The organism is Pararhizobium sp. IMCC21322 (assembly GCF_030758295.1).
GTDB lineage: Bacteria > Pseudomonadota > Alphaproteobacteria > Rhizobiales.
In genome coordinates, this window is record NZ_CP132335.1 from 3,968,860 (window position 1) to 3,990,552 (window position 21,693).

Sequence of the window (21,693 nt, forward strand, 5' to 3'; positions counted from 1 at the left end):
GCAAACAGCATCAAACAATGCGCAATTTATAGCATATGGCACCGGATACTGAGTTTCAAAGGTCAAAGCGTCCCTGTTGCGTGACCCTGCCCTGAAGGCAGCGCCCCATTGCTGGCAGTTCGTGCCAGACTGTAAGCAATCACATCATCCGTACCTGGCCCAAAGCTTTGCTGCAGCTCGGTGTAATGTTGTTTCAACTCCGCCTCACGTGCCCGCCGGTCAGTTGGGGTGCCATTGCCAGCCTGAGGCACTTCAAACCGCGCCGCCACCTGGCTTGCCCAGCGCGGCGGGATCATTTCAATGGCAGGCTCCGCAATCCCAATCTCCCGTTGCGCCGCTTCATGATAGAATAAAAACGCATCCATCTCCTCTGCATCCACAGCCTCATTGGCATCAAAGGCTGCATCAAACCGTGCCTTGCGGTTGCTCAAATCAGATGACAGCAACACAGCCTCAGACGGCTTGGTGCGGCGCATGTCCAAAATGTCTCGGGCGCGCTCTGCCGCTGCTGCCAGCACCTTAGGCGTCATCAGCTCCGTAAGCTTCTCATGCGGCGCTTCAAGGGCTGTTGTGCCGTCAGCAATGCCGAACAACTCAGCATCCTGCAGCAAATGCAATCCCGCCGTTGCATTGGAAATGAGGCCCGCTTCCAGCCGGTCATCCACAAAGGTCTGATAGGCCTCCTCCCCAAGCAAATCCCGCACTGCCTTGGGGTGGCCATACCGGTCCCACACAGTCGAGACTTTCCCGACCTTAACATCTTCCAGATCTTGCTTCTGTTTGCGCTGCACATCAAAGCGCGCCAGCCGCTCAGCTTCTGCCTTGTCCGCCTCCTTGCGTCCATTGAAGCCAACTATCTCAGCCGTAAGGATCAACCGCCCATCATCGGGCATATCCTTCAGATACCCTTCTGTAATTGGATTCAACTTTGGCCGTGGACGCGGAGTTGGAGGCTCGATGGGCAATTGTTCATTGTTTGTTCCATTTGCGCTCTCCATCTGACTTCTACGCCTGTCAAATCCTTTCCTGACTCCATGGGGCAGCAAATCAATATCCTGCCCCATGGCGGCTTCAAAACCGGCGCTTTGACCCGCTGTTGTAACAAGCGCATGCGCTTTATTGACTCGATTGAATGCAGTGCCCCCTTGCAATTCAGCCATAGTCTGGCCCGGCACCGCTTCAGCAGCGCTTTGGCGCGCGTCTACGGCCTGCCCGTAAATAGGGCCCATATTGAAAGGCTGTAATTCGCCATTCTCATCAACAAGTTCCCACGGCCCTGTCTGTGAATTAAGCCCACTTAAATCAAGCTCACTTTTAGGAATTTCAAGTCCTTCAACATCCAGATCATTCGCGTCAGAATAATCTTCAAACAGCTCAATAATGTCATCAACAACAATCGCTTTGCCATTGGCCTGTCGGGTTTGGATTTCCCGAACCATGTAAGACGTGAACTCCCGACCCGCAGCATCTCCCAGATACCCGCCAACCAAAACACTGACGATTGCCAGTGGCACACCAACCAATGCGCCAACACCTGTTGCCGAAATTGCAGCCCCAGCCGCCATACCAGCAGCCGCACCACCCGCAGCAGAACCGCCAATGCCACCAACATAGGCAAACAGCAATTGTTCCGCTTCTGGTGTTCTGTCTTGCTCAATCAGTTTTGAAGATTCTTCAACAACCTGCGTAAATTCCACAACATCGCCGATTACACCAACGGCCCGCAATACATCGCCAGGTTTGGGCGTGCCCAGCAAATTCTGGCGGCTATTGGACCCACCCTTATCATCTGCACCAATCTCGGGCTGTCCAGCTTGCGAAGCTTTCAATGCCTCTCTTTCGGCTTGAACCCGTGCACGGTTGGCATCTCTGAATGTTTTTACTTCATTGCGAGGGTCGGGGTAGTCCCCGGTTTTCCACACTTGCTTGGACTCTCTCACTTGTTGAGCAGCTTCTCCACGATCGCGGAACTCAGCAGAGATCGACTCCAGCACTCTAAAATTTTCGCGAATGCGCCCGGTGTAGGCATTATAGACTTCATTGGTCATACGACCCTCAAGCAGTTCCGTACGCAAAAAACCGAACACGCCCCGATGTGGGGCCAACATTCTCGTGCCGACACGTTTTCTCTCGGTTATGAAAAAATTTACCAATTTTTTGTCACCAGACAAAAGTTGAAACTTGCTATTCGGATGGTCCATTAGGCTGTGCTTCAAATGTAGTCTGATCGAAGCATCTCCCATCCCTTTGCCACCCCCTACCTCTTTGTAGGGGGTTTTTCTGTCGGGATCGGCTTCATTCAGTTTCTCGACGGTAATGTCGGGTTCTGAAATGTCTTGTCCATTTTTTTTCATCCATTTCTTGAAGTCTTTGCTCAGATGGGATTCTTCCATTTCCTCTCTAATTACAGAGGTTACAACTATCTTGTCCCCCTTACTGAAAACTCTGTTCCATGCTTCAACCCCACCAGCAGTGTAAAGTTGTTGAAGGAAATTAACGTCGACATACAGATAAGTGCCGTTGCCGACAATTGTGTTTCGATTGGCCATGATGATGCGCTCACTTGTCGTCAAGTGTGAAAACAAAGGGAAGTATAAAGGTGAAAGAAACCGGTCCTAAGTGGAGCCCGCTCCATCATCATAAATGCTGTCATCAGCAAGCAATGTGGCCCGAAGTTTCGGATCATCCACACCGCCATACGCACCATTTGCCAAATCTCTCATGTGGTATACTGCTTCAGACAAAGCTTGTGTTTCATTGCCATACTTGTGTTTGATGTACTCACGAAACCACATCAAAAGAAACTTTTCTTCAGGTCCGATCTGCCCATCAGCAGGCGCGCTGGCATAGGCCGCAAAAACCTCTGGTCGGCTTGTCATTTCCTCCATAATTGTCAACACGAGGCTAACGGGCGCTGGTGGAATTTCAGACAATAGGCGTTCCATACTTTTGAATTTTGAATGCTTCGCCAATTCATCAATATCCCGATACCACTGATACTGGTCCAGCTCGGTAAACATGGTTTTGTCAGTCATAACAGCGCTCCTTATGAAACACGCAAACAGCATCAGACAGTGCACAATCTATAACACGTGGCACCGTATGCTGATCTTCAAAAAAATTGTTTGTTTGTTAGAAATTGCAGGTTGAATTCCGCCTTCTGGCAGGCCAGGAATTCTCAGAATCGGGTGATCGATTAATCAGAAAAGGTCAAAGCCTTTTCGGTCACCAATATCGCATTAAAAGCATTCTCATTTGAATTGTACTTTCAATTTTCCGCTGCATTCTTTCTATAATCTTGCAAAAATCTGGCCAAATGAGGGCCGCTAGGTGTGAATTCCAAGAAGGACAAAGCAGATACTTGGCGACAGCTAATCCCTGCCAACCGGCCTCACCCGCCAGCCCGCCCCTGCAGCCATCGCCGCCAGCGCGGGCGACCCTTCAACTGCCTGCGCGCCCTCACCCACAGCTTTTGCAGCAGCGCCGCCCGCCTGCGCCATCTGCATGGCCTGCATCATCTGCTCCATTTGCGCAGCCTCCTCGCGGGCAGCCGCCAATTCCTCTTCGGTTTTAAACATGCTGGCGGGCGCACCAAACACTTTGCGCGCCGTATCCAGCATGGTATCAGCGTCAAATTTTTCCAGAATTTTCGGGTTCTGCTTCAGTTGCGCAATGGTTGCGCCAAACTCCAGCGTACGTTGCATACCGGTTACTTCGCCAGAGCGGCGCATCCGGTCCAGCGGTGTGTCCATTTGCACCGCAATATCGCCGCCCTGCATCGTGTCCGGCACCGCCAATGGCTGGTCTGGCTCAAAGGCACCCCGGTCTGCCAGATATTGCGTTTCAACATCCACCAAACGGGCAATCCCGGTATAAAGTGATGCGGCAGCAGGCCCCAGCAACTGGCCTTTTTCCTCGGCACGGATCAATGCTTCCGTCGCTGTCATGGAAGGTGAATTGATCAGCAATTGCCACAAATTGACATAAAGGCTTTCTTTGATCTGTTCACGCTTGATGTTCAAAATACTTTCGGCAAAATCCGGACGCGGGGCTGTGACAATCGGTTGCACCAGCAGCCGCCCTTCTGGCGACATCAGACCGGGATTGTTCTTGCCGGGGTTGAGGTTCACACGCCCAAACCCGTCATCAATGCTGGCGGTTGGCGGGTTCACTGCCTGTTGCGAGGCCATCAGCGCATCTTTGGAAAGAGCATTCAGGCTTTTCACCTCGGCCAAAGCCAGCGCCATCGGCCCTTCCGAATAGGCTTCATGGCCCATCTGGTTCCAGTGATACACCACATAGGGAAATGCATTGAAGCCGCCTTCATGCAGCACATGCTTGGTGCGCCGTTCAAAATAGAACTCCGCCCAGGCCGCATTGCGTCTGGAGTTTAGGCCTGATCCGCGCTCAGCCCGCGGCAAAACTGCATGCACCAGTTCAACCATCCGGTCGCGGGTTTTGGCATCCGCCGCCTTGGCACGGATATCAGCAGAGCAGCGTTCACCCCATTTGGCCACGCATTGCGCCGCCGTTTTGGTAAAGCACCGGAAATTAGTGTCCACGACCCCTTCATAATTGGTTGCCAGATAGCTCTCCGACAATTGCACATAACGATAGGACATGGGTGCATCTGCGCCCCGTTGCAGATTTTCGCTGACAAATTGAATGCCCGTGCCAAGCGCCCACATGGCCCGCAAGGCTGATTTGTGAGACACCCAAAAGCCGGTTTGCGGGTTGTTGCGCATCTTGTGCAGATAATTGGCAAACCGGTCGGACCATTCCTCGGTTTCCTGATCCACATCGTCGGTCATGGCGTCAACACTGGCAATGCCATGCCAGGTTTCCGATTGCGGCGTTATCAGTGACATAAAGCCCGCCACACCCCGGTCCACGGCCCAAAGGCTGGTTGTATCGTAAATGGCGCGCGCACGATCAGGCCCTTTCGGGCCACTCGCCCAGCCATCTATCTGGCCTGCACCATTGTTGAACAGCCGGTCAAAGCGATCCACATTCGGCAATGCATAATTGGCAACATCCAGCCAGTGTTGCTCCCATTGGGAACGGTCTTTGGCCAGCGCCGCCTGCCTGTCCAGCAGGTCTTCCACCACGCCCATCTAGGCGCTCTGTCCCAGCAGTGTTGCCCGGCTTACATTCTTGCCAAAACCTGTATCCCCCAGAGCCGATGTAAACACCGATCCGGCAGCACCCTTTGCATTGCGCGCACGGCGGCGTGCATCCTGAACCAGAGACGCCTCTTCATCGCGCTTTGGTGCCGTTGGCAGTGGTTTTGGTTTCGCAATTTTTGGTTTCGACATGCACATGTTTGAAAGTCTCCGTAAATCGGCTCAACAGGCGAAGCGTCTGCTTCAGCCGGTCGCGATGCCATGCAAATAAAATGAAAATTTCGCCGTCCCGGCCAAGGCCGGACAGCCGCCCTTCTTCCACCGCGCCAATGGCTTTCAGCCAGCGATGCGCAGTGCTGTGCTCGGCAATGGAACGCGCCTCGATGCGTGTAACGCCACTACTTAGCCAGCCGGGCAACAACGTGTCGCCCACCCAGCGGGTCAGATCGCCTATAATGTAAGGACTGTCCTTTGTGCCGAACGCCCAGGCATTCAGCGCATTGCCAGCAAGGGTAATGGCATCAAAGCCAAACACCATCACCGGCATGCCCTTCCAATAGGCCACAAAACTGGTTCCGGGCCGGGTGCAGATATAACCAATTTCCCGGGCACTGATACTGGCTGGCAACTGGCAGAAAACTTCTCGCTGATCGCCCGGTCTCAACTTGCCCGCAATATAGGAAACATCGCGCACATTGGCTGGCCCCACCTCAAATCTGTGGGGCAAGCGCAATCACCGCAGCCAGCGGATAGGCCACAAGGGTTACGTAATACAAATGGGCCGCATTTCGTCCTGCTTCTGCTGCATAACGCAGCCAGTCAGCCCCAAGCCCAGCCAGCACCAGCACAAACGCAACTGCATGGCCCCAGGCAATCGCCGCCAGCGCAATCAGCACCGCCGCAACAACCGACAGGACAGCCGAAATCGTGTCATGAAACATGAAATTATCCTTCTATCATTGTGAATTTTTAAATTTGATACGGGACAGCGCGGTCCGGCACAATCAGCAGTCAGAAAATTGATGGACTAAGGTCTGGCCAAGGTCTGGCCAAGGTCCGTGCCGACCACGCCCCTCATTGCGCGCGAGATCCGGCTGGCGCGCCATCATCAGGCCGAAACACCCGATTGCTGGCAGTTCGTGCCAGACTATAGGCAATCACATCATCCGTGCGTGGCCCAAAGCTTTGCTGCAGCTCGGTGTAATACTGCTTCAACACCGCCTCACGTGCCCGCCGGTCGGTTGGGGTGGCATTGCCAGCCTGAGGCGCTTCAAACCGCGCCGCCACCTGGCTTGCCCAGCGCGGCGGGATCATCTCAATGGCAGGCTCTGCAATCCCAATCTCTTTTTGCGCCGCTTCATGGTAGAATAAAAACGCATCCATCTCTTCAGCATCCACCGCCTCATTGGCATCAAAGGCTGCATCAAACTGTGCCTTGCGGTTGCTCAAATCAGGAGACAACAACACAGCCTCAGACGGCTTGGTGCGGCGCATGTCCAAAATGTCTCTGGCACGCTCTGCCGCTGCTGCCAGCACCTTAGGCGTCATCAGTTCCGTAAGCTTCTCATGCGGCGCTTCAAGGGCTGTTGTGCCGTCAGCAATGCCGAACAACTCAGCATCCTGCAGCAAATGCAGTCCTGCTGTTGCATTGGAAATGATGCCGGCTTCCAATCGGTCATCGACAAAATTCTGATAGGCCTCTTCCCCAAGCAAATCCCGCACAGCTTTGGGGTGTCGATACCGGTCCCACACAGTCGAGACTTTGCCGACTTTGATATCCTCCAGATCCTGCGCCATTTTTCGCTGTACATCAAACCGCGCCAGCCGCTCGGCTTCTGCCTTGTCTGTCTTCTTACGCCCATTAAAGCCAACCATCTCCGCCGCCAGGATCAACCGCCCATCCTCAGGCATATCCTTCAGGTAACCTTCTGTAATTGGGTTCAGTTTTGGCCGTGGGCGCGGAAGTGGTGACACCTCCGGCAATTGTTCATTGTTTGTTCCCTCAACCAATTGATCAGAAACCACTTTTGAACGTTGCTCCAATGCCCGTCCGACACCCGGCAAAAACTCACCAATATCAGCAGTTCCAATTCTTCTGATCATCTCGCTCTCACCGACACGATTAAGCGCTGAGTTCTGCTTCTGGTAGCTTGCAGGCTTAATCAAATCATCAATGTCGACCGGATTGCGAAAGCCCTGCCTGTCACTGGTAACAGGGGTTGAGCGTCGAATTGGCGTTTGCGGTAAAGGGATCGCTTGATTATCTTCGTCAACCATCCCTTCAACAACGGTAGCAGGAGTTGACCCGCCCCCACCATCAACTGGAAACGTCACGTCAGATGGTATCTCATCAAACAGGCGCCGACTTGGCTCAGAAAGTTGAGCTGCTACATCATCCAGCGCTTCGTGGGTTGCCTTTATACGAGCGCTGATTTCAGGTCCATCGCGGCTGTACAAGCTGCGCTCATCAACAGAGAGGAATTCCAGCTTCGTTTTCTCCGGCTCGATTCCCTGAGATGTGTCTTCTTCAGTTCCATCAATTATCAGATCAACTCTCACGCCATCTTCAATCAGCTGAAACCGTGTCGCTTCATCCAGGCTCTTAATGTATTTCCCGACATCCCTTATGTCCTCAAATTCAAAACCCGCAATTTCACGAGAAATGATGAAGGCGACCAGTTCCCAAGGATGATCATCGCTTGGAACTATTGATCTCACATAACCCAGTTTCTCTGCTCGTAATCTGTGATATTCGTCCTGATGACTGCTCAAGTCTCTGTATGAGTAATGTTTTCCAGTCGTAGCAAGCAAAAATATTTCTGCATATCTTTCAGGAGTATCAACTATTGCACCAAGAAGCGCGCCAGCCACACCACCCTTCCCGATAGGGTTTTTCCTCATACTTTTCAGTAATGACAGACCCGATGTAACGGTTTCCTTGGTGTCCACAATCCGCGATAAAACAGATTTCTCTCCTCGAATTACATTCTCAATCTCAAGCAGTGCCTTTGAAAAATTAACTTTAAATTCAATACCGAAGTTTTCCATCTAGCGCTTCCAAACAATACTGTAGTTCGGGCCGGTGACTCCGTTTAAATTGAATATCTGTCCGAAGCCAATGCATCCACAATTCGGAACTTCACATGTCTCAATCGTTTCATGTCCTCCACCATAGGAAAATAATATCTTTTCTATTTTATCTACGTCTCCTTCAAAACCAATTATATCTATTTTTCGTGATGTCATCACGTAATTCAAGTAATGCTTCAAAATATGATGGCCCACATCAAATGACGCATCGTTAATCCAACTTGGTAAAATTCCATGGACTGCAAGTTGGTTTATCTGTTCTTTTTCTGCATCAAAATCTATTATAATTGACGCGCTGGATATACGAATTATAAATCCAGATTCTGTTTTGGTTAGATACCGTACTGGATCAAATAAAAATTGATCCCCCAAATTGTCATAATCTTGAATTGGCAAGTCGATACCAAAAAAATATGGGTCTTTGCATGCAGGCTCCTCTTCAGTACCGGTTGCTTCACCATATGCCGGCGACGCGGCAATCAGCATGAAAAGCGAAATCAATTTGCTGAATCTGCGTATCATTTCTGCGGCCCTTTCATTAACAAATTCAGTTCTGATGTTTCAGCCGAATACAAGATCCTACGCTTCAGCTTTGGCTATCTGTAGGAGGGCGATGAGAAGTCACATTTAGTCGGTTTCGTTCGGCCTTGCGGCTTCCTGCTGACGCAACGTATATCTCGCAGCCAATCCAAATCGCAAACATCGGCAAGATCCATAACGCTGCCAAATAAAAATGTAACGTAATCACCCAATAGGGAGCTAGATAGTCAGCAATATTCACGCCAAGAACAAAACAGGGTTCAAAGGCATTACGATAATAATTGCATCCCCATGCCTCAGCTAAAGGCGTAGTTATAATCTCAATCAAAACAACTATTGCGGGCCAAAATACAAATAGTGATATTAATATCCTGAATTTTACGAAAATAACTCACATTTTTATGATTTTCACATCTGGAACGAAGAATTAATTCAGATACAGCGTCCAGATCACACCACCTGAAATCAGAAACAGCAACTTAAGCCACGACGGAGCATTCAAAAGCATAGTTTGTTCACCGACGGAAAAAGGCCCCACACCAACCAGATCTTACGCCATCTGGCGCACCAGAAAATTATAAATTGTCGGCGCAAGAAGACGACAGTGTGACACATCCATGCAAATCTCTGAGCATAAACCCTACGCTAGTCTAAAACCGGTTCAAGGCCAATCACCACATCGCCAAACAACCCGTTCCGCGCAGCTTTAAAACGCGATGTCTGCATCACCTCGTCAACCATCTGTGCGCGCAGATTTGCAGGCAGAGGAGCCGCTTCTGCAACCTCCAAAAGTCGCTGCACATGTGTGTCAAAGCTCTCAGGTAGAACTTCATTCAGCATTTGGTCGCGTCGGGCTTCCACCACCTGGACGCCATAATCAATCCCCTGATCGCGCTCACGCATTGCCGCCTTTTGCTCAAACAAATCAACATCTTTTGCAAGCCGTTCCTGAAACAGAACCTGCTCGTTCTCGGGAATTTGGTCCAGCAATGTACGCGCGCCCACGTCAAGCACATCATTTTTGAAGCTTTCGAAAATCCCATGGCCATTTGCCGGCGCAGCACTCGTCACTTCGTCCAATGCATTGTCCATTTGCGCATTAAACTGTTGTTGTTGTTGGTAGGCTTCTGTTTTCCCTCGCTTACGCTCCAGCTCTGCTTGCCGTTTCGCAAGATCTCCAGCCTCGCCTTTTGCGTCTTGTTCGGCTCTCTGTGTCGTGATCTTCAACGCAGTTTGCCCTGCCTCCTCAACAGCCCGGCCAAACTCTCCAAGTCGCTGCAAACGCGATGTATCAACGGAAAGCTGTTGTGCGGAGCCTGTATCCAATCCCCGCTGCGCGCGGTAATCCGGTAATCTTGCCATATCAAATCCTGTGAAAAAGTGGTTCTAAAATCTGGTTGATTGCGAATAGCCACCTGCCGACTAATCCACACGTTAGAGCGCCGCAAATACGCTTTATTGGGAGATGCCCTGCCCTGAAGGCAGCGCCCCATTGCTGGCAGTTCGTGCCAGACTGTAGGCAATCACATCATCCGTGCGTGGCCCAAAGCTTTGCTGCAGCTGGGTGTAATGCTGTTTCAGCTCCGCCTCACGTGCCCGCCGGTCAGTTGGGGTGCCATTGCCAGCCTGAGGCACTTCAAACCGCGCCGCCACCTGGCTTGCCCAGCGCGGCGGGATCATTTCAATAGCAGGTTCTGCAATGCCAATCTCCCGCTGCGCTGCTTCATGATAGAATAAAACCGCATCCATCTCCTCTGCATCCACCGCCTCATTGGCATCAAAGGCTGCATCAAACTGTGCTTTGCGGTTGCTCAAATCAGATGACAGTAACACAGCCTCAGACGGCTTGGTGCGGCGCATGTCCAAAATGTCTCTGGCACGCTCTGCCGCTGCCGCCAGCACCTTCGGCGTCATCAATTCAGCCAGCTTCTCATGAGGCGCTTCCAGCTTTGTTGTGCCGTCAGCAATGCCGAACAACTCAGCATCCTGCAGCAAGTGCAATCCTGCCGTTGCATTGGAAATGAAGCCCGCTTCCAGCCGGTCATCCACAAAGGCCTGATAGGCCTCCTCCCCAAGCAAATCCCGCACAGTTTTGGGGTGTCCATACCGGTCCCACACAGTCGAGACTTTCCCGACTTTGATATCCTCCAGATCCTGCGCCATTTTCCGCTGTACATCAAAGCGCGCCAGCCGCTCAGCTTCTGCCTTGTCCGCCTCTTTGCGCCCATTGTAGCCAACCATCTCAGCCGCAAGGATCAACCGCCCATCATCAGGCATATCCTTCAGATAACCTTCTGTAATCGGGTTCAGCTTTGGCCGTGGGCGCGGAACTGGTGGCATCTCCGACAATCGTTCATTGTTTGTTCCATTAATGATTTCAACACTTCGGTTGAGTCGTTCAAGCCCTTTTCTCACCCCGTCCGGCAACAAACCACTATCAAGACCTAGAGCTGCTTCCATTTCAGTATCCCGGCTACCAGTGGTAACAAGTGTATGCGCTCTATCGACCCGGTCAAATGCTGTTTTTCCGTGTAATCCGTCTCTTCTTTTGTCAGCCTCCTCGACCAGGGGTTGGCCGTAAAATGAACCGCTCTTTGACACTCGAAAGTTGCCATCGCCAACTTTATTATTGAAACCATACATGTCACTATTTTGAGAGGAACTCCGCTGGGAAGGAACCTCGTAAACGCCATATGGGTGTGTTGGCGTTTGTGGAATCGCGTCTATTCCAATTTTATTCGGAAGTGACCACTTTTCATACTGCCAGGCTTTCATCTTCATAACCTGCTTCATAAAATAGGGCGTGGTTTTGGTCTTATAGTTTTGATAGGTACGATCATGGGCCATGGAGTTATAGAGAGAGTAAATGTCTTCTGGATAGGGTTCATCCAACCTCTTCCTGATTTCCGACAAAAGCTTTGCGGTAAGGCGGATATTATCCCCCTTGTTGCGGATATCAGTTCCTGGGATTAGGTCTTCCCATTTTTCTAGGATGTTGCCCGGTAAAATAGTGTCTGAACCTGAGAGATTAATTCTGTCATACCACCCCCTACTCATCTCTGTATATATAATGGCACGTACCAAATCCGGCTCAATCCCAAATTCACGGGCTGCGGCTGAAATCAGACCATCATTTTCTCTAACAAATTTTCCAGCTCCAAAGTTGTCCTGCAAACTCAGATAAACTGGAATTCCGAACGGGTTTACATCAAGTCTGTTCTCGAATATTCCATTTCTAAATTCTTCGACCTCTGCAATTTCCTGATGCTGAAACTTAAATTTGTCGTTGGTGCTGTTCAGGATGGACCCAACACGTTCAGCCGCGATAACGAGATATTTTGACATTACTAATCTTTCAGCTTTTGTTGTTGAAGATTGTGCTGGATACAAAGTCACAAGCACATACCAAGCATCCGGCGGTTGCTTCGGTTTCCATTTGCGCCTTACAAGACTTGGAACAAGCGCAGCTGACCTCGCCAATCGGCTGGTCGAGAAAAATGTATTCTTACTTTACGTGGATGGAATCCAACTTAGCTAATGATTGGAAATAATCAGAAAGTTAGCCGAGCGTTAAATTCTTATCGCTAACATTAGTTCCGCTGTGACGTGCGACAAGGGAAATGCGGTGACCAACAGTGCAAAAATCAGGACAGACAAAAGGAACAAATACCCTAATTGAGAGGCCATTTGTTGCTTTTGTGCCTACCAGCATCTGAAGTCCAATCCTACAGAAAAACCTCCAGAATCAATCCTTACAAGCATGAGACTATCTACAATATCCAGATAGACATCAGCATTTGACCCATCATCCGGCTTACGCGCTGCGGCGAAAACATGGTTTTGGGCGACCAGTTTCCAATTCAATAATTGCTCCGCATTAAAGCCGCCAAAAGTCTCATACAACCGCGTCCCCGAATAAAAGCAATACTCCCCACTTCCAATGTTAGCACTGATATAACGCCCTTCCGCAATGAGCCTACTATTGGTGTTTTCCGCCAATTCATCGAAAACATGCAACTGTCGGGCAAATTTCCACAGCCGGAACTCATTCAAAACCATCGTGTACACAACCGGAACAGTTGGTAGCAACGCAATCACAAGGACAACAATCAATATCCGGGACAACACTCGTAACCAGCGAAATGACCTTTTGTCAGTTTTTTGGAGCTTAACTGCTTCGCTCATTTTTGGTCACTTCCACACATAGATATTATGACACCAAGTTTGGCTTTCCATCGAGAGGCTAAACACCCATATTGGCGGTTAAATCTGGCCAATATACGGCTGACAATGCAGTCCTGCCGTTGCATTGGAAATGAGGCCCGCTTCCAACCGGTCATCCACAAAACTCTGATAGGCCTCCTCCCCAAGCAAATCCGGCACCGCTTTGGGGTGTCCATACCGGTCCCACACAGTCGAGACTTTCCCGGCCTTAACATCCTCCAGATCCTGCGCCATTTTCCGCTGCACATCAAAGCGTGCCATCCGCTCAGCTTCTGCCTTGTCCGCTTCCTTGCGCCCATTAAAGCCAACCATCTCAACTGCCAGGATCAACCGCCCATCATCCGGCATATCTTTTAGATAGCCTTCCGTAATCGGGTTCAGCTTTGGCCGTGGGCGCGGAATTGGAGGCTCAACGGGCGATTGTTCATTGTTTGTTCTATTCTCCAGGCGAGCAGAAATCATCTTTGAACGATGAGCAATAGCTGCTCCAATACCAGGCAACACCTCAAAAATATCATTGGGTGCCAGTCCTTCGATCAATTCTCCGGCCCTTTCATTGTCAAAGTAAACCAGTCCCCAGAAGAGATTGGTCCGGCGTCTACAAAACGCGATAAGACAGAGCCGTCACCACTAATTGTCTTCTCGAGTTCCAGCAGTGCTTTGGCAAAGTCTACCTTGAACTATATACTCAGATCCGCCATCTAACGCCTCCACAAAATGCTGTACGTTGGACCCAAATGCCCGTCAAAATCATAAATTTTTGCGATACCAACACAACCGCAATTCGGCGCTTCACACGCTTCAATCTCTTCATGTCCTTAACCGTGGAATAAGGAGATTTCCTCAAATTCCATTCCGCTCATTTCGACGTCCAGAATCTGCCAACCACCTACATTCAGAAAGTAGCCAATAAAATGGGTTATTATCTCCGGGCCTACATCAATTGATGCGTCATGAACCCAATTTGGAAGAAACCCATAGCCCCCAATTGCATGATCTGCTCAGTTTCAAAATTGTAAGAAATAAACGTCGGTCCATAAACTGATCGGAGTAAAAATCCATCTTCAGTTTTAGACATACTTCGTATTGGATAGGTTCCTCCCAGGTCGGACGAAATCTCCACAGAGACTGCAATTTCCTCAAGTGGGTTATCGAGACCGAAAAAGAGTGGATTTTTGCAGAATGCGTCCTCATTACTGTATGCCGCCTTCGAATAAACAAGGGAAACTGCAAACAACATTATAAGTAGAGAAAATTTTTTCGATATTTGTTTCATTGTTTGGGATACATCTATTTCAAAATCATGTATAACTCGGTTCAATATTTGTAGAACTTATTCTGATTTATGCCATTGTTATAAATTTTGTTTTCTATTTTCTTCATCCAATTACACAATTAGAGATAACTTCTTTGAAACGCACCTCACGTCATGGTCATTCCGGAACATACTAAAATACTACAGAAATAACTTCCGATCAGACATTTCATTTTTGAAAATACCAATACTTCATTGTGCTGATATTCATGAACAATAATTATGTTCATTTTTCGCTCTCTGAAATTGCCAGTTCTATTCAAAACCCGCCTAGCGGGTCATTCAGAGGGGCATGCGAATTCTGCTCCGCATAATCTGCGGATGAAACCATCACCGGGGAAACGCGTTCGGCAAATGTCAGTGCCAGCGCGTCCCCCAGATCCGGCGACGGAATACCGCGTTTCTTCATGTCATCTTTCTTCTCAAGCTGAATGCGGTTATTCGCGTCGTAACTGTATTCAGGGCCCAGCAGGTCAAATTCCAGTTCCGGGTTGGCGGCAATCATGCCCCGGTCCTTCAACCAATCGCGCATGCGGCCCCAGCATTCAGCGCGTTTGTTGTAATAGCGCGTCTGCTCGGTGGCCCGGCCACCGGCATTCACATCCACGGCCCGCAGGCCCAATTGCCGCAAACGATCCACCACGCCGCCACCAACGCCCACCCCATCGACAAAAATCCGGTCAGGGCGCGCCCTGTCTGCAATTTCAGCCACTTTCGAAGCCGTCTGCATGGTATCCAGCCCCTGCCAGGTGATGATTTTCATCAGCTTGTCGCCATGGCGAATGGCCAGTGCAGAGCGGTCATCGCCAAAACGAGCCACATCCAGACCAAAAATCATAGGCCGCTGCGGGTCGTCCATAATCCGGCCTAGCGCCTGCTGCAAATGCTCATAGGTGATAAATTGCACCGCTTCTGCGGCTTCAAACGAGCAGTAATATTCCTGCTGTACCTTGTCTTCCGACATGCCGGACAGGCGTTCTTCCTGCATATGCTCTTTGGTCAGCACCTGCGTATCCTCCACCGTCAAACGTTCAAAAAACCAGGCCGGGTTTTTCTGTGCCATCACCGCCATCTGGAAAGCGTGGTTGCGCCCGCGCGGTGTGGTGTTGAACCAGGCCCAGCCGCCATTTTCCATCAGGATCGGACGAATGAAATCCCACGATTGCGGGTTGGTCAGCGCCCATTCGGAAAACACCACCCCAACCGGGTTGGCCCCCACCAGCGCATCGTAATTATCCGCTCCCGCCAATTGCCAGACCGAGCCGTTTTTAAACTCGATCAGCATTTCATCACTCAGCTTGCGCGCCCGCAACGCTTCGGGAAACGCCTGATCAATCATGCGGCGGCCCTGCCGGTCCACATTGTTCCACACCACCTTGCGCGCCTGGCGCTGCGAGGGCAGCAAATGCCAGTAAACACCGGGACGGCGAAACATCTCCTTGGCGGCATAGTTCAACCCGGCGGAATCCTTACCGGCACGCCGATGCCAAAGCGACATCGCCCGCTTCCCGCCCCCATCCAGATACGACATGACCGGTATCTGGTAAGCGCGCGGCGTCCAGTCATTGGGAAGGCGTATCTGGGTCATGGCTCATCTTTGCAAAATCTATAATGGCAACAGTCACACTGCTCGCCTCACTCTTGGTCGCCGGCGTCCTGCTGTCCGTCATCAGCCCCAGCAATTTGGCCTTGCCCATCGTGGCGGAAACAGCGGTATTCGCGCCCTTCTCGTCGCCCATCGCCTTCACACGGGCTTTTTCCAACTCACAGGTCAGCGCACGAATATCGGCATCCGACACGCCGTGCCCAGCCGAGGCAGCGCTCGCCACCGCAGCCCTGGCCACCCCCGCCCCATTTTCTGCAGCGGCAACCTCCTGCAACTCCATAATCCGCAAAATCACATCCTGATTGCCCAGCACAGCGCTGGCCTCATGCCAGACCACCGCATCCGAAACCGCATCCGGCACATCAAACGCCGCCCGATACGCCTCCAGCGCCCGATAGGACGCCACATAAGCCACAACAAAGGCCGCCTGCGCCTCTGTCAGCACAAGCCCACGCTCAAACAGCATGCCATTAGGCTGTGTTTCGCTCATAACAGGCCTGCTTATGTGTGATTTTTGGGAGATCGCGATTGGACATTTTAATACGCCAAAGTGAATGGATGTATCAAAATGCCAAATATAGTCTGGATGAACCGGGATTTATTCGAAAGTGGTTCGGAAAGCAGAAAAGCCAATCAAGTGTCAATTTTTTAAAAGTAACGTTAAATAGATCTGCCAATACTGGCCCCAAAAATCTGGGGCCAGTGATTGTGTTTGCTTTAGTTCACCAGGCTCGCGCGGCCTCGGCTGCAACGAATGGCACTATCGCTGTGCCAGGTTTTGTAGCGCGATGTTTTTGGAACGCCCTGTGCCATACCATTGTCGTTTGGCACGTTTCTGGCATTTGCTGGCAATGCACATTCTCTACGCACATCCTTGGAGCCAAGAACAAACGTATAGATCTGCGCATTCCGCACCATCGCCTGAGGCCTGCCAATGTTAGAAGACTGGCGGCAAAGCGCATCATAGGCGATAGTTTTGGCATTCTGCAGATTGAAGTTTAAGGCACGACCAGCAGAATTGGATCGCAATGGCGCTCCCGAACGGCAGTTGCGTGGCAGTTGCCCACCTCGAACAGCCGCATTCATGCAGCCCATTGCAGCGTCAGCCGCATGGAACCGAGCAAAGCCACGATTGTTGTTGGTGTTGCCGGCTCTGCCCTGAAACACAACATTTCCATTCGGAATTGTTATTGAGCTGATGCCCTCCGCTTTTACGCGAACCTCATACTTGCACTGCCTGTCGGCAGCATCTGCACTGGTAATTGCCGCAGTCGCGACGCTCGTAGTTGCCGCAAATAATACGGCGAGTTTTGCAAGACGTGAAATAAACAAATTTTTCTCCTTCCCAAGTGTTGCCCTTGGGGAAGTAAGCATCATCAGTTTAATTTTTGCTGAAAGCGATATTCAGGTCTGGTTCACCTTTCTTAACCCGATAAGTTAACAAGGACTTATGTAGTTGGAGCTTCAATGTCACGTTGGTCCGAAGTGAGAGCTCAAACTGCTTCACTCTCTGTTTACGGCCCGATCTGTAAAGATTTTCAAAGCCAGCATCGGCCAACTGACACCAAGCAGTTACGATGCATTCCAACCCAGAGCATTCATCTCGCACAATCAACGAATAGAACAGCTAACAGCCTCACATCGCCCGATGATCTATTTCTTGCATAAGCCGGTTCCGGCAACAAGGCACTGGAAACAAACACGAGCAGCTTTTTCCCAATTTGTTCGGAACCAAAACCTGCCTTGCCTGCAGCTCAGAAAATCCTGAATGCAAACTGAACAATGGTTTCAAAAACCATTCAGCCTGCCTGTTCTATTCATCTGTTCATCGGCGGCCAATTCAGGATCGCCAGAATCGCCAGGATCAATAACAACAGGCTGCAGCGCGCTTCAAAAGCAAAATGCCAGACAGCCCTTCACTTAGGAAACGTACCATGAAACATCTTTTTGCTCTCGCCATCATCGGATCAGTCAGCCTCACAAGCGCTGCAAACGCCAGCCCCCTGTCAGACTGCTACGATCTCGTCATCGACTCCTGTAACAAGGGCAGCCACCCCGTCCCTTGTGCCAGTAGCGGCATGGATCAGTGCGATGAAGTTCACACTGCAGTCATCATGACAACGCCAAAATTCAAACTGAAGCAGACCCGCAAAAGCGCTGAAATGGCTGTCATCGCCATCCAGCCAGCTAAGAAGCCTGCTCGCAAATAACCCTCCAAAACGCAGTACCCAATGCTGCCGCACCAATGCCCGGGATGGTTCTGCCATCCCGGGCATTCTGGTATCGTTTTGAACAAACGAGAAAACAGAAATGTGTATTGAAAACCAAAGCTTGTTGGCCAATCACCAACTCTGCTGATGCTCTATTTATTGCAGCTGCAGCGAGCTGCCGCAATAAATATCAAACCGGTGCAGCAGCTTTTTCCGGATTTTAACGCGCGGCTCTGTTAGCTCAAAGAAACAAGGAAACCATTGCCAATACGGCCGGAATTGTCTGCACATACAGCGTTTTTTTCGTAACGCTGATCGCGCCATAAAGCCCGGCAACAGCAACGCACAGCAGAAAAAACAACGCAATCATCACCTGCCATTCGGCATCGGCAATCATCAGCGACCAGATCAGACCTGCCGCCAGAAATCCATTGTAGAGCCCCTGATTGGCAGCCATTGCTTTGGTTTGCCCAAACAGCTCTTTCGGCAGGCTGGAAAACACCTTCGGCCCCCGGCTTTCCCAGGCAAACATCTCGATCCACACAATATAAAGATGGATAAGGGCAACCACACCAATAAGCACTTCGGACAAAATTGTCATAATGACCCCTGCAATTTGGTTTCAGTCGGTTAGGCCCAGCACGTCTCAGCGCCGACGCTCCACCACAAGCAAATCCGGCGCTGGCTTGCGTGAATTGATCCGTTGATACCGGTTCACCGCAAAATCATCCTCCAGATTCTGCGCAAAGGCCAGCACATTCCGCGCCTCTTCCGCACCGCCAGTATGGCCGGGATACAGCACAATCGTCATCAGGCCACCAACACTCAGCAACGCTAAAGCCTGCTGCACCGCCGCCAATGTGGTTTCAGCGCCGGTCATGACTGTCTTGTCGGCACCCGGCAGATATCCCAGATTAAACATGACAGCAGCCAGTTTGACAGTCTGGCCATCCAGATGCGCCGCCAGCGTCTCATGCCCTGCATGCACAAGCCTGACATGAGTTCGCTCACCCAAACGGGCCACGGTGTATTCCAGTGCAGCCTTTTGTACATCAAACCCGATCACCCGCCCGGACGGCCCAACCTGATCTGCCAAAAACAAGGTGTCATGCCCGTTCCCAACGGTTGCATCGACAACAACATCGCCCTCTTTCAGCCTTTGCCCCAGCAACAACTGAGCCATACAAGTCGCCCGCAGCATCAGGCTGGGTCTCCCGGCTTTGCATATTGCTGCACATCAAAGTCCGCAGGCACCGGACTTCCCGTCACCAGACAGTCGCAAAAAAGATGGGCAAACCAGGGCCCATGCAATGATCCTTTGGAACCAAGCGCGTTGAAAAAACCCAATTGCGAATGGGTGGGATGAAACCCGATCAAAGCTTTGCTTTCCCGCACAATGGGCCGCACAGCCGCCTCATGATTGATGACCTTGTAGGGCACATGAAAGAAGGATTTCAGCTTTTCTTCCAGCACCAAACCGGCAGCAGCGTCAGGCACGTCATCCAACTGCGCCCAATCATAGCTCGCCCCAAGGCGAAACACGAAAGGGTCCTCGGTCGGGGCAAGCCACATACCACGATGCAGGCTGTAAGCGGGAACGGGGGCAGCAAACCGCAACGTCAGAATGTCACCCTTGGCCGCATTAAAAGGCACGAACCCGAAATACGGGTTGGCCGCAGCCCCATAGCCCTCGCACGAGACGACATAACGCGTTGTATGCCCCAAAACGCTCACCGCATCTGCATCAAATGCCACATCTCGGTGCCAATCCACAGCGGTCTGCTCAACGGCTAGCAAACCCCTCGCAGCATCCAGAAATGCCGCCACATCCAACTGAGCCGCTTTCATGGAAAAGCCGCCAGCGGATATATCCGCAACATTTTCTGGCAACAACGCATCCACAGCCTCATCGGCCAGATGCGCACAAAATTGCGGATCAGCACGCCGCTTTTCAAAAACCGCCTGCTCCGCCTCTTTAGTGAACAACCGCACGGCCTTGCGGTCATGGAAAAAGCGGCGGTGAGACTTGTCCTCAATCTGTCTATAAAAGCTGCGCGCATAGGGCAGAAAATCATCCGCCCGCCAACTTACAGTCAATCGCTGACCGGTGATAGGCGTCATCAATCCGGCTGCTATTTTGGAGGCCGTTACCGCCTTTCCTGCATCCAGCACCAGCACGCGCTGCCCTGCCGCCTGCAGATGCAGCGCCAGATTTGTGCCGGCCAACCCCTGCCCGACAATGACCACATCAAATGCGGCCATCAGCTTGCAACTTTCTGAAGAACGTCATCGCTGCGCCGTGTGGCCAACAGCACCGCAAAAGCCGCAATAGTTCCACGAGAGGCCAGTTGAATCGCCGTCCTGAAATCATAAAAATGGGCGATCAATCCCATGGATGAACTTGCAATCAGCCCACCCAAAAACAGGCCGTTCATATAGAGTGACGTCGCCCTTGCCATCCGCCCGGCGGCAAAACTTTGCACAAAGGTAATGCCCACTCCGGCAAAGATTCCGTAATACAGCCCTTCCAGAGCAGATCCGACAATCATGGTGGTAAGGTTGGAAACGGAAGACCGCACCCAAAACGCCACAAGCCCCAGAACTGCAGCACCCAAAAGCACGTGACGCGCGCCAAAGCGAATGATCAAAACAGGCGCACTCAAAATGGCGATAATCTCCACAAAAGTCTTCACCGAAAAGGAAAGTCCTGGCGCAAAAGTCGGCAGGCCAACTTCCTGAATGTAAAACAAGGGCAGCGCATTGCTGCACAGAATATGTGCCAGCGAAAAACAGAAACACGCAGTGGCCGCATACCAGAGCGGTCGGTTAAAAGCCTCCGGTTTGGCGTCGGTAGCAACACCCGATGCGACACGAGGTTCCACAGCAAAATCCGCTGGCATCACAAAATACCACAGAATAAGCCACAACGCTGCCATCCCCAAAGCCACCTTGAAAACAGCAACATGCCCGAATTGCCCTGCCACAAAAAATGCCAGGGCCGGAGAAATCATCCACCCAAGAGATGTCATGGACCGCAAATAGGAATTATAGCGCACAATGTTCAGGCCTTCGCGCTCGGCATAGAGCCGACCGAAACTGTACATCGTGGAAAGCGCGGCTGATGCCACGCCAAAACACAGAAAAGCGACGCTCACAAGAACCCAGTAGGATTGCACAATCAATATAGAACAATTGGCAATGACAAACGCCACAATGCAGACCAGCACAAGTGGTGCAACACGCCGCCCCTGGTCAATCCATTCGCCAAATCGACGGTTTACAATCAACGCCACGACCAGCGTCATGGCAGAGTAAACGCTGATCATCCAGGGGTCTTTTCCAAGCCCCTCGACAATATAGACACCCATGAACGGAACAATGGCTGATGTGGACATGACGCCAACCAGCAACAGCACAAGCGTCCACACGGCCCTATGATTCTGAATCGCCATCATAAAGCGTGACGTATCAGAAATTGCAGTGAAACGTCAGCCCTGTCGGGGCATTTTACAACGCAGTAGACGCCTTAACGCTGTCTGCAAAAGTCAGATGCAGCCTGCCAGACAGCACCATTTCTGATCTGGT

At 51.1% G+C, this 21,693-nt stretch carries 20 protein-coding genes; 1 reads left to right on the top strand and 19 read right to left on the bottom strand.

All coding sequences use genetic code 11. From position 1 onward, the window contains the following. Positions 1 to 62: 62 nt before the first annotated feature. From RAL91_RS18740 to RAL91_RS18810, 15 genes are all read right to left on the bottom strand, one after another. Positions 63 to 2,108: a hypothetical protein gene (locus RAL91_RS18740; RefSeq protein ID WP_306257773.1), complete on the bottom strand. Its 2,046-nt coding sequence runs from the start codon at positions 2,106 to 2,108 to the stop codon at positions 63 to 65. A 507-nt stretch (positions 2,109 to 2,615) separates the two neighbouring features. Beyond that, positions 2,616 to 3,035, bottom strand: coding sequence for a hypothetical protein (locus RAL91_RS18745; protein WP_306257774.1), 420 nt, complete (start codon positions 3,033 to 3,035; stop codon positions 2,616 to 2,618). A 336-nt stretch (positions 3,036 to 3,371) separates the two neighbouring features. Beyond that, complete coding sequence (locus tag RAL91_RS18750; RefSeq protein ID WP_306257775.1) at positions 3,372 to 5,114, bottom strand: portal protein; 1,743 nt, start codon at positions 5,112 to 5,114, stop codon at positions 3,372 to 3,374. Beyond that, complete coding sequence (locus RAL91_RS18755; protein WP_306257776.1) at positions 5,115 to 5,315, bottom strand: hypothetical protein; 201 nt, start codon at positions 5,313 to 5,315, stop codon at positions 5,115 to 5,117. Next, on the bottom strand, positions 5,257 to 5,850 hold the full coding sequence (locus RAL91_RS18760) for a hypothetical protein (protein ID WP_306257777.1): 594 nt from the start codon (positions 5,848 to 5,850) through the stop codon (positions 5,257 to 5,259). The genes RAL91_RS18755 and RAL91_RS18760 overlap by 59 nt, the downstream gene beginning before the upstream one ends. Further along, entirely contained in the window at positions 5,834 to 6,064 is a 231-nt protein-coding gene (locus RAL91_RS18765) for a hypothetical protein (RefSeq protein WP_306257778.1), read from the bottom strand. The genes RAL91_RS18760 and RAL91_RS18765 overlap by 17 nt, the downstream gene beginning before the upstream one ends. Before the next feature lie 133 nt (positions 6,065 to 6,197). Further along, positions 6,198 to 8,171: a hypothetical protein gene (locus RAL91_RS18770; protein ID WP_306257779.1), complete on the bottom strand. Its 1,974-nt coding sequence runs from the start codon at positions 8,169 to 8,171 to the stop codon at positions 6,198 to 6,200. Beyond that, positions 8,172 to 8,735: a hypothetical protein gene (locus tag RAL91_RS18775; protein WP_306257780.1), complete on the bottom strand. Its 564-nt coding sequence runs from the start codon at positions 8,733 to 8,735 to the stop codon at positions 8,172 to 8,174. It abuts the gene before it with no gap. 663 nt (positions 8,736 to 9,398) lie between these two features. Then, entirely contained in the window at positions 9,399 to 10,115 is a 717-nt protein-coding gene (locus RAL91_RS18780) for a hypothetical protein (protein WP_306257781.1), read from the bottom strand. Between the two features lie 93 nt (positions 10,116 to 10,208). Next, complete coding sequence (locus RAL91_RS18785; protein WP_306257782.1) at positions 10,209 to 12,098, bottom strand: hypothetical protein; 1,890 nt, start codon at positions 12,096 to 12,098, stop codon at positions 10,209 to 10,211. Between the two features lie 357 nt (positions 12,099 to 12,455). Then, positions 12,456 to 12,938, bottom strand: a complete 483-nt coding sequence (locus RAL91_RS18790) for a hypothetical protein (RefSeq protein WP_306257783.1) — start codon at positions 12,936 to 12,938, stop codon at positions 12,456 to 12,458. Between the two features lie 78 nt (positions 12,939 to 13,016). Then, complete coding sequence (locus tag RAL91_RS18795; RefSeq protein WP_306257784.1) at positions 13,017 to 13,517, bottom strand: hypothetical protein; 501 nt, start codon at positions 13,515 to 13,517, stop codon at positions 13,017 to 13,019. Between the two features lie 1,034 nt (positions 13,518 to 14,551). Next, a complete protein-coding gene (locus RAL91_RS18800) occupies positions 14,552 to 15,880 on the bottom strand; it encodes a hypothetical protein (protein WP_306257785.1) in 1,329 nt (442 codons plus the stop codon). Then, a complete protein-coding gene (locus RAL91_RS18805) occupies positions 15,855 to 16,388 on the bottom strand; it encodes a hypothetical protein (RefSeq protein ID WP_306257786.1) in 534 nt (177 codons plus the stop codon). The genes RAL91_RS18800 and RAL91_RS18805 overlap by 26 nt, the downstream gene beginning before the upstream one ends. Positions 16,389 to 16,615: 227 nt before the next feature. Further along, positions 16,616 to 17,230 (bottom strand): hypothetical protein, encoded by a 615-nt coding sequence (locus tag RAL91_RS18810; RefSeq protein WP_306257787.1) that lies wholly within the window; start codon positions 17,228 to 17,230, stop codon positions 16,616 to 16,618. 602 nt (positions 17,231 to 17,832) lie between these two features. On the opposite strand from RAL91_RS18810, the gene RAL91_RS18815 reads away from it, so the two are divergent. Next, positions 17,833 to 18,108, top strand: coding sequence for a hypothetical protein (locus RAL91_RS18815; RefSeq protein ID WP_306257788.1), 276 nt, complete (start codon positions 17,833 to 17,835; stop codon positions 18,106 to 18,108). 241 nt (positions 18,109 to 18,349) lie between these two features. Here the strand turns inward: RAL91_RS18815 and RAL91_RS18820 are convergent, their stop codons facing one another. From RAL91_RS18820 to RAL91_RS18835, 4 genes are read right to left on the bottom strand one after another with little or no spacing between them, the layout of a single operon-like run. After that, positions 18,350 to 18,703, bottom strand: a complete 354-nt coding sequence (locus RAL91_RS18820) for a DUF1304 domain-containing protein (RefSeq protein ID WP_306263005.1) — start codon at positions 18,701 to 18,703, stop codon at positions 18,350 to 18,352. Between the two features lie 51 nt (positions 18,704 to 18,754). Continuing rightward, entirely contained in the window at positions 18,755 to 19,291 is a 537-nt protein-coding gene (locus RAL91_RS18825) for a class I SAM-dependent methyltransferase (RefSeq protein WP_306257789.1), read from the bottom strand. 17 nt (positions 19,292 to 19,308) lie between these two features. Next, positions 19,309 to 20,370: an FAD-binding oxidoreductase gene (locus RAL91_RS18830; RefSeq protein WP_306257790.1), complete on the bottom strand. Its 1,062-nt coding sequence runs from the start codon at positions 20,368 to 20,370 to the stop codon at positions 19,309 to 19,311. Beyond that, positions 20,370 to 21,563, bottom strand: coding sequence for an MFS transporter (locus RAL91_RS18835; RefSeq protein ID WP_306257791.1), 1,194 nt, complete (start codon positions 21,561 to 21,563; stop codon positions 20,370 to 20,372). The genes RAL91_RS18830 and RAL91_RS18835 overlap by 1 nt, the downstream gene beginning before the upstream one ends. Between the last annotated feature and the right edge of the window lie 130 nt (positions 21,564 to 21,693).

Excerpts from the sequence above, each read along its gene's own strand:
- RAL91_RS18745 (WP_306257774.1), bottom strand. The coding sequence starts at position 3,035 with ATGACTGACAAAACCATGTTTACCGAGCTGGACCAGTATCAGTGGTAT.
- RAL91_RS18770 (WP_306257779.1), bottom strand. The coding sequence starts at position 8,171 with ATGGAAAACTTCGGTATTGAATTTAAAGTTAATTTTTCAAAGGCACTG.
- RAL91_RS18740 (WP_306257773.1), bottom strand. The coding sequence starts at position 2,108 with ATGTTGGCCCCACATCGGGGCGTGTTCGGTTTTTTGCGTACGGAACTG.
- RAL91_RS18830 (WP_306257790.1), bottom strand. The coding sequence starts at position 20,370 with ATGGCCGCATTTGATGTGGTCATTGTCGGGCAGGGGTTGGCCGGCACA.
- RAL91_RS18785 (WP_306257782.1), bottom strand. The coding sequence starts at position 12,098 with ATGTCAAAATATCTCGTTATCGCGGCTGAACGTGTTGGGTCCATCCTG.
- RAL91_RS18815 (WP_306257788.1), top strand. The coding sequence starts at position 17,833 with ATGAAACATCTTTTTGCTCTCGCCATCATCGGATCAGTCAGCCTCACA.
- RAL91_RS18750 (WP_306257775.1), bottom strand. The coding sequence starts at position 5,114 with ATGGGCGTGGTGGAAGACCTGCTGGACAGGCAGGCGGCGCTGGCCAAA.
- RAL91_RS18765 (WP_306257778.1), bottom strand. The coding sequence starts at position 6,064 with ATGTTTCATGACACGATTTCGGCTGTCCTGTCGGTTGTTGCGGCGGTG.
- RAL91_RS18790 (WP_306257783.1), bottom strand. The coding sequence starts at position 12,938 with ATGAGCGAAGCAGTTAAGCTCCAAAAAACTGACAAAAGGTCATTTCGC.
- RAL91_RS18835 (WP_306257791.1), bottom strand. The coding sequence starts at position 21,563 with ATGATGGCGATTCAGAATCATAGGGCCGTGTGGACGCTTGTGCTGTTG.
- RAL91_RS18755 (WP_306257776.1), bottom strand. The coding sequence starts at position 5,315 with ATGTCGAAACCAAAAATTGCGAAACCAAAACCACTGCCAACGGCACCA.
- RAL91_RS18800 (WP_306257785.1), bottom strand. The coding sequence starts at position 15,880 with ATGACCCAGATACGCCTTCCCAATGACTGGACGCCGCGCGCTTACCAG.
- RAL91_RS18805 (WP_306257786.1), bottom strand. The coding sequence starts at position 16,388 with ATGAGCGAAACACAGCCTAATGGCATGCTGTTTGAGCGTGGGCTTGTG.
- RAL91_RS18775 (WP_306257780.1), bottom strand. The coding sequence starts at position 8,735 with ATGATACGCAGATTCAGCAAATTGATTTCGCTTTTCATGCTGATTGCC.
- RAL91_RS18780 (WP_306257781.1), bottom strand. The coding sequence starts at position 10,115 with ATGGCAAGATTACCGGATTACCGCGCGCAGCGGGGATTGGATACAGGC.
- RAL91_RS18825 (WP_306257789.1), bottom strand. The coding sequence starts at position 19,291 with ATGGCTCAGTTGTTGCTGGGGCAAAGGCTGAAAGAGGGCGATGTTGTT.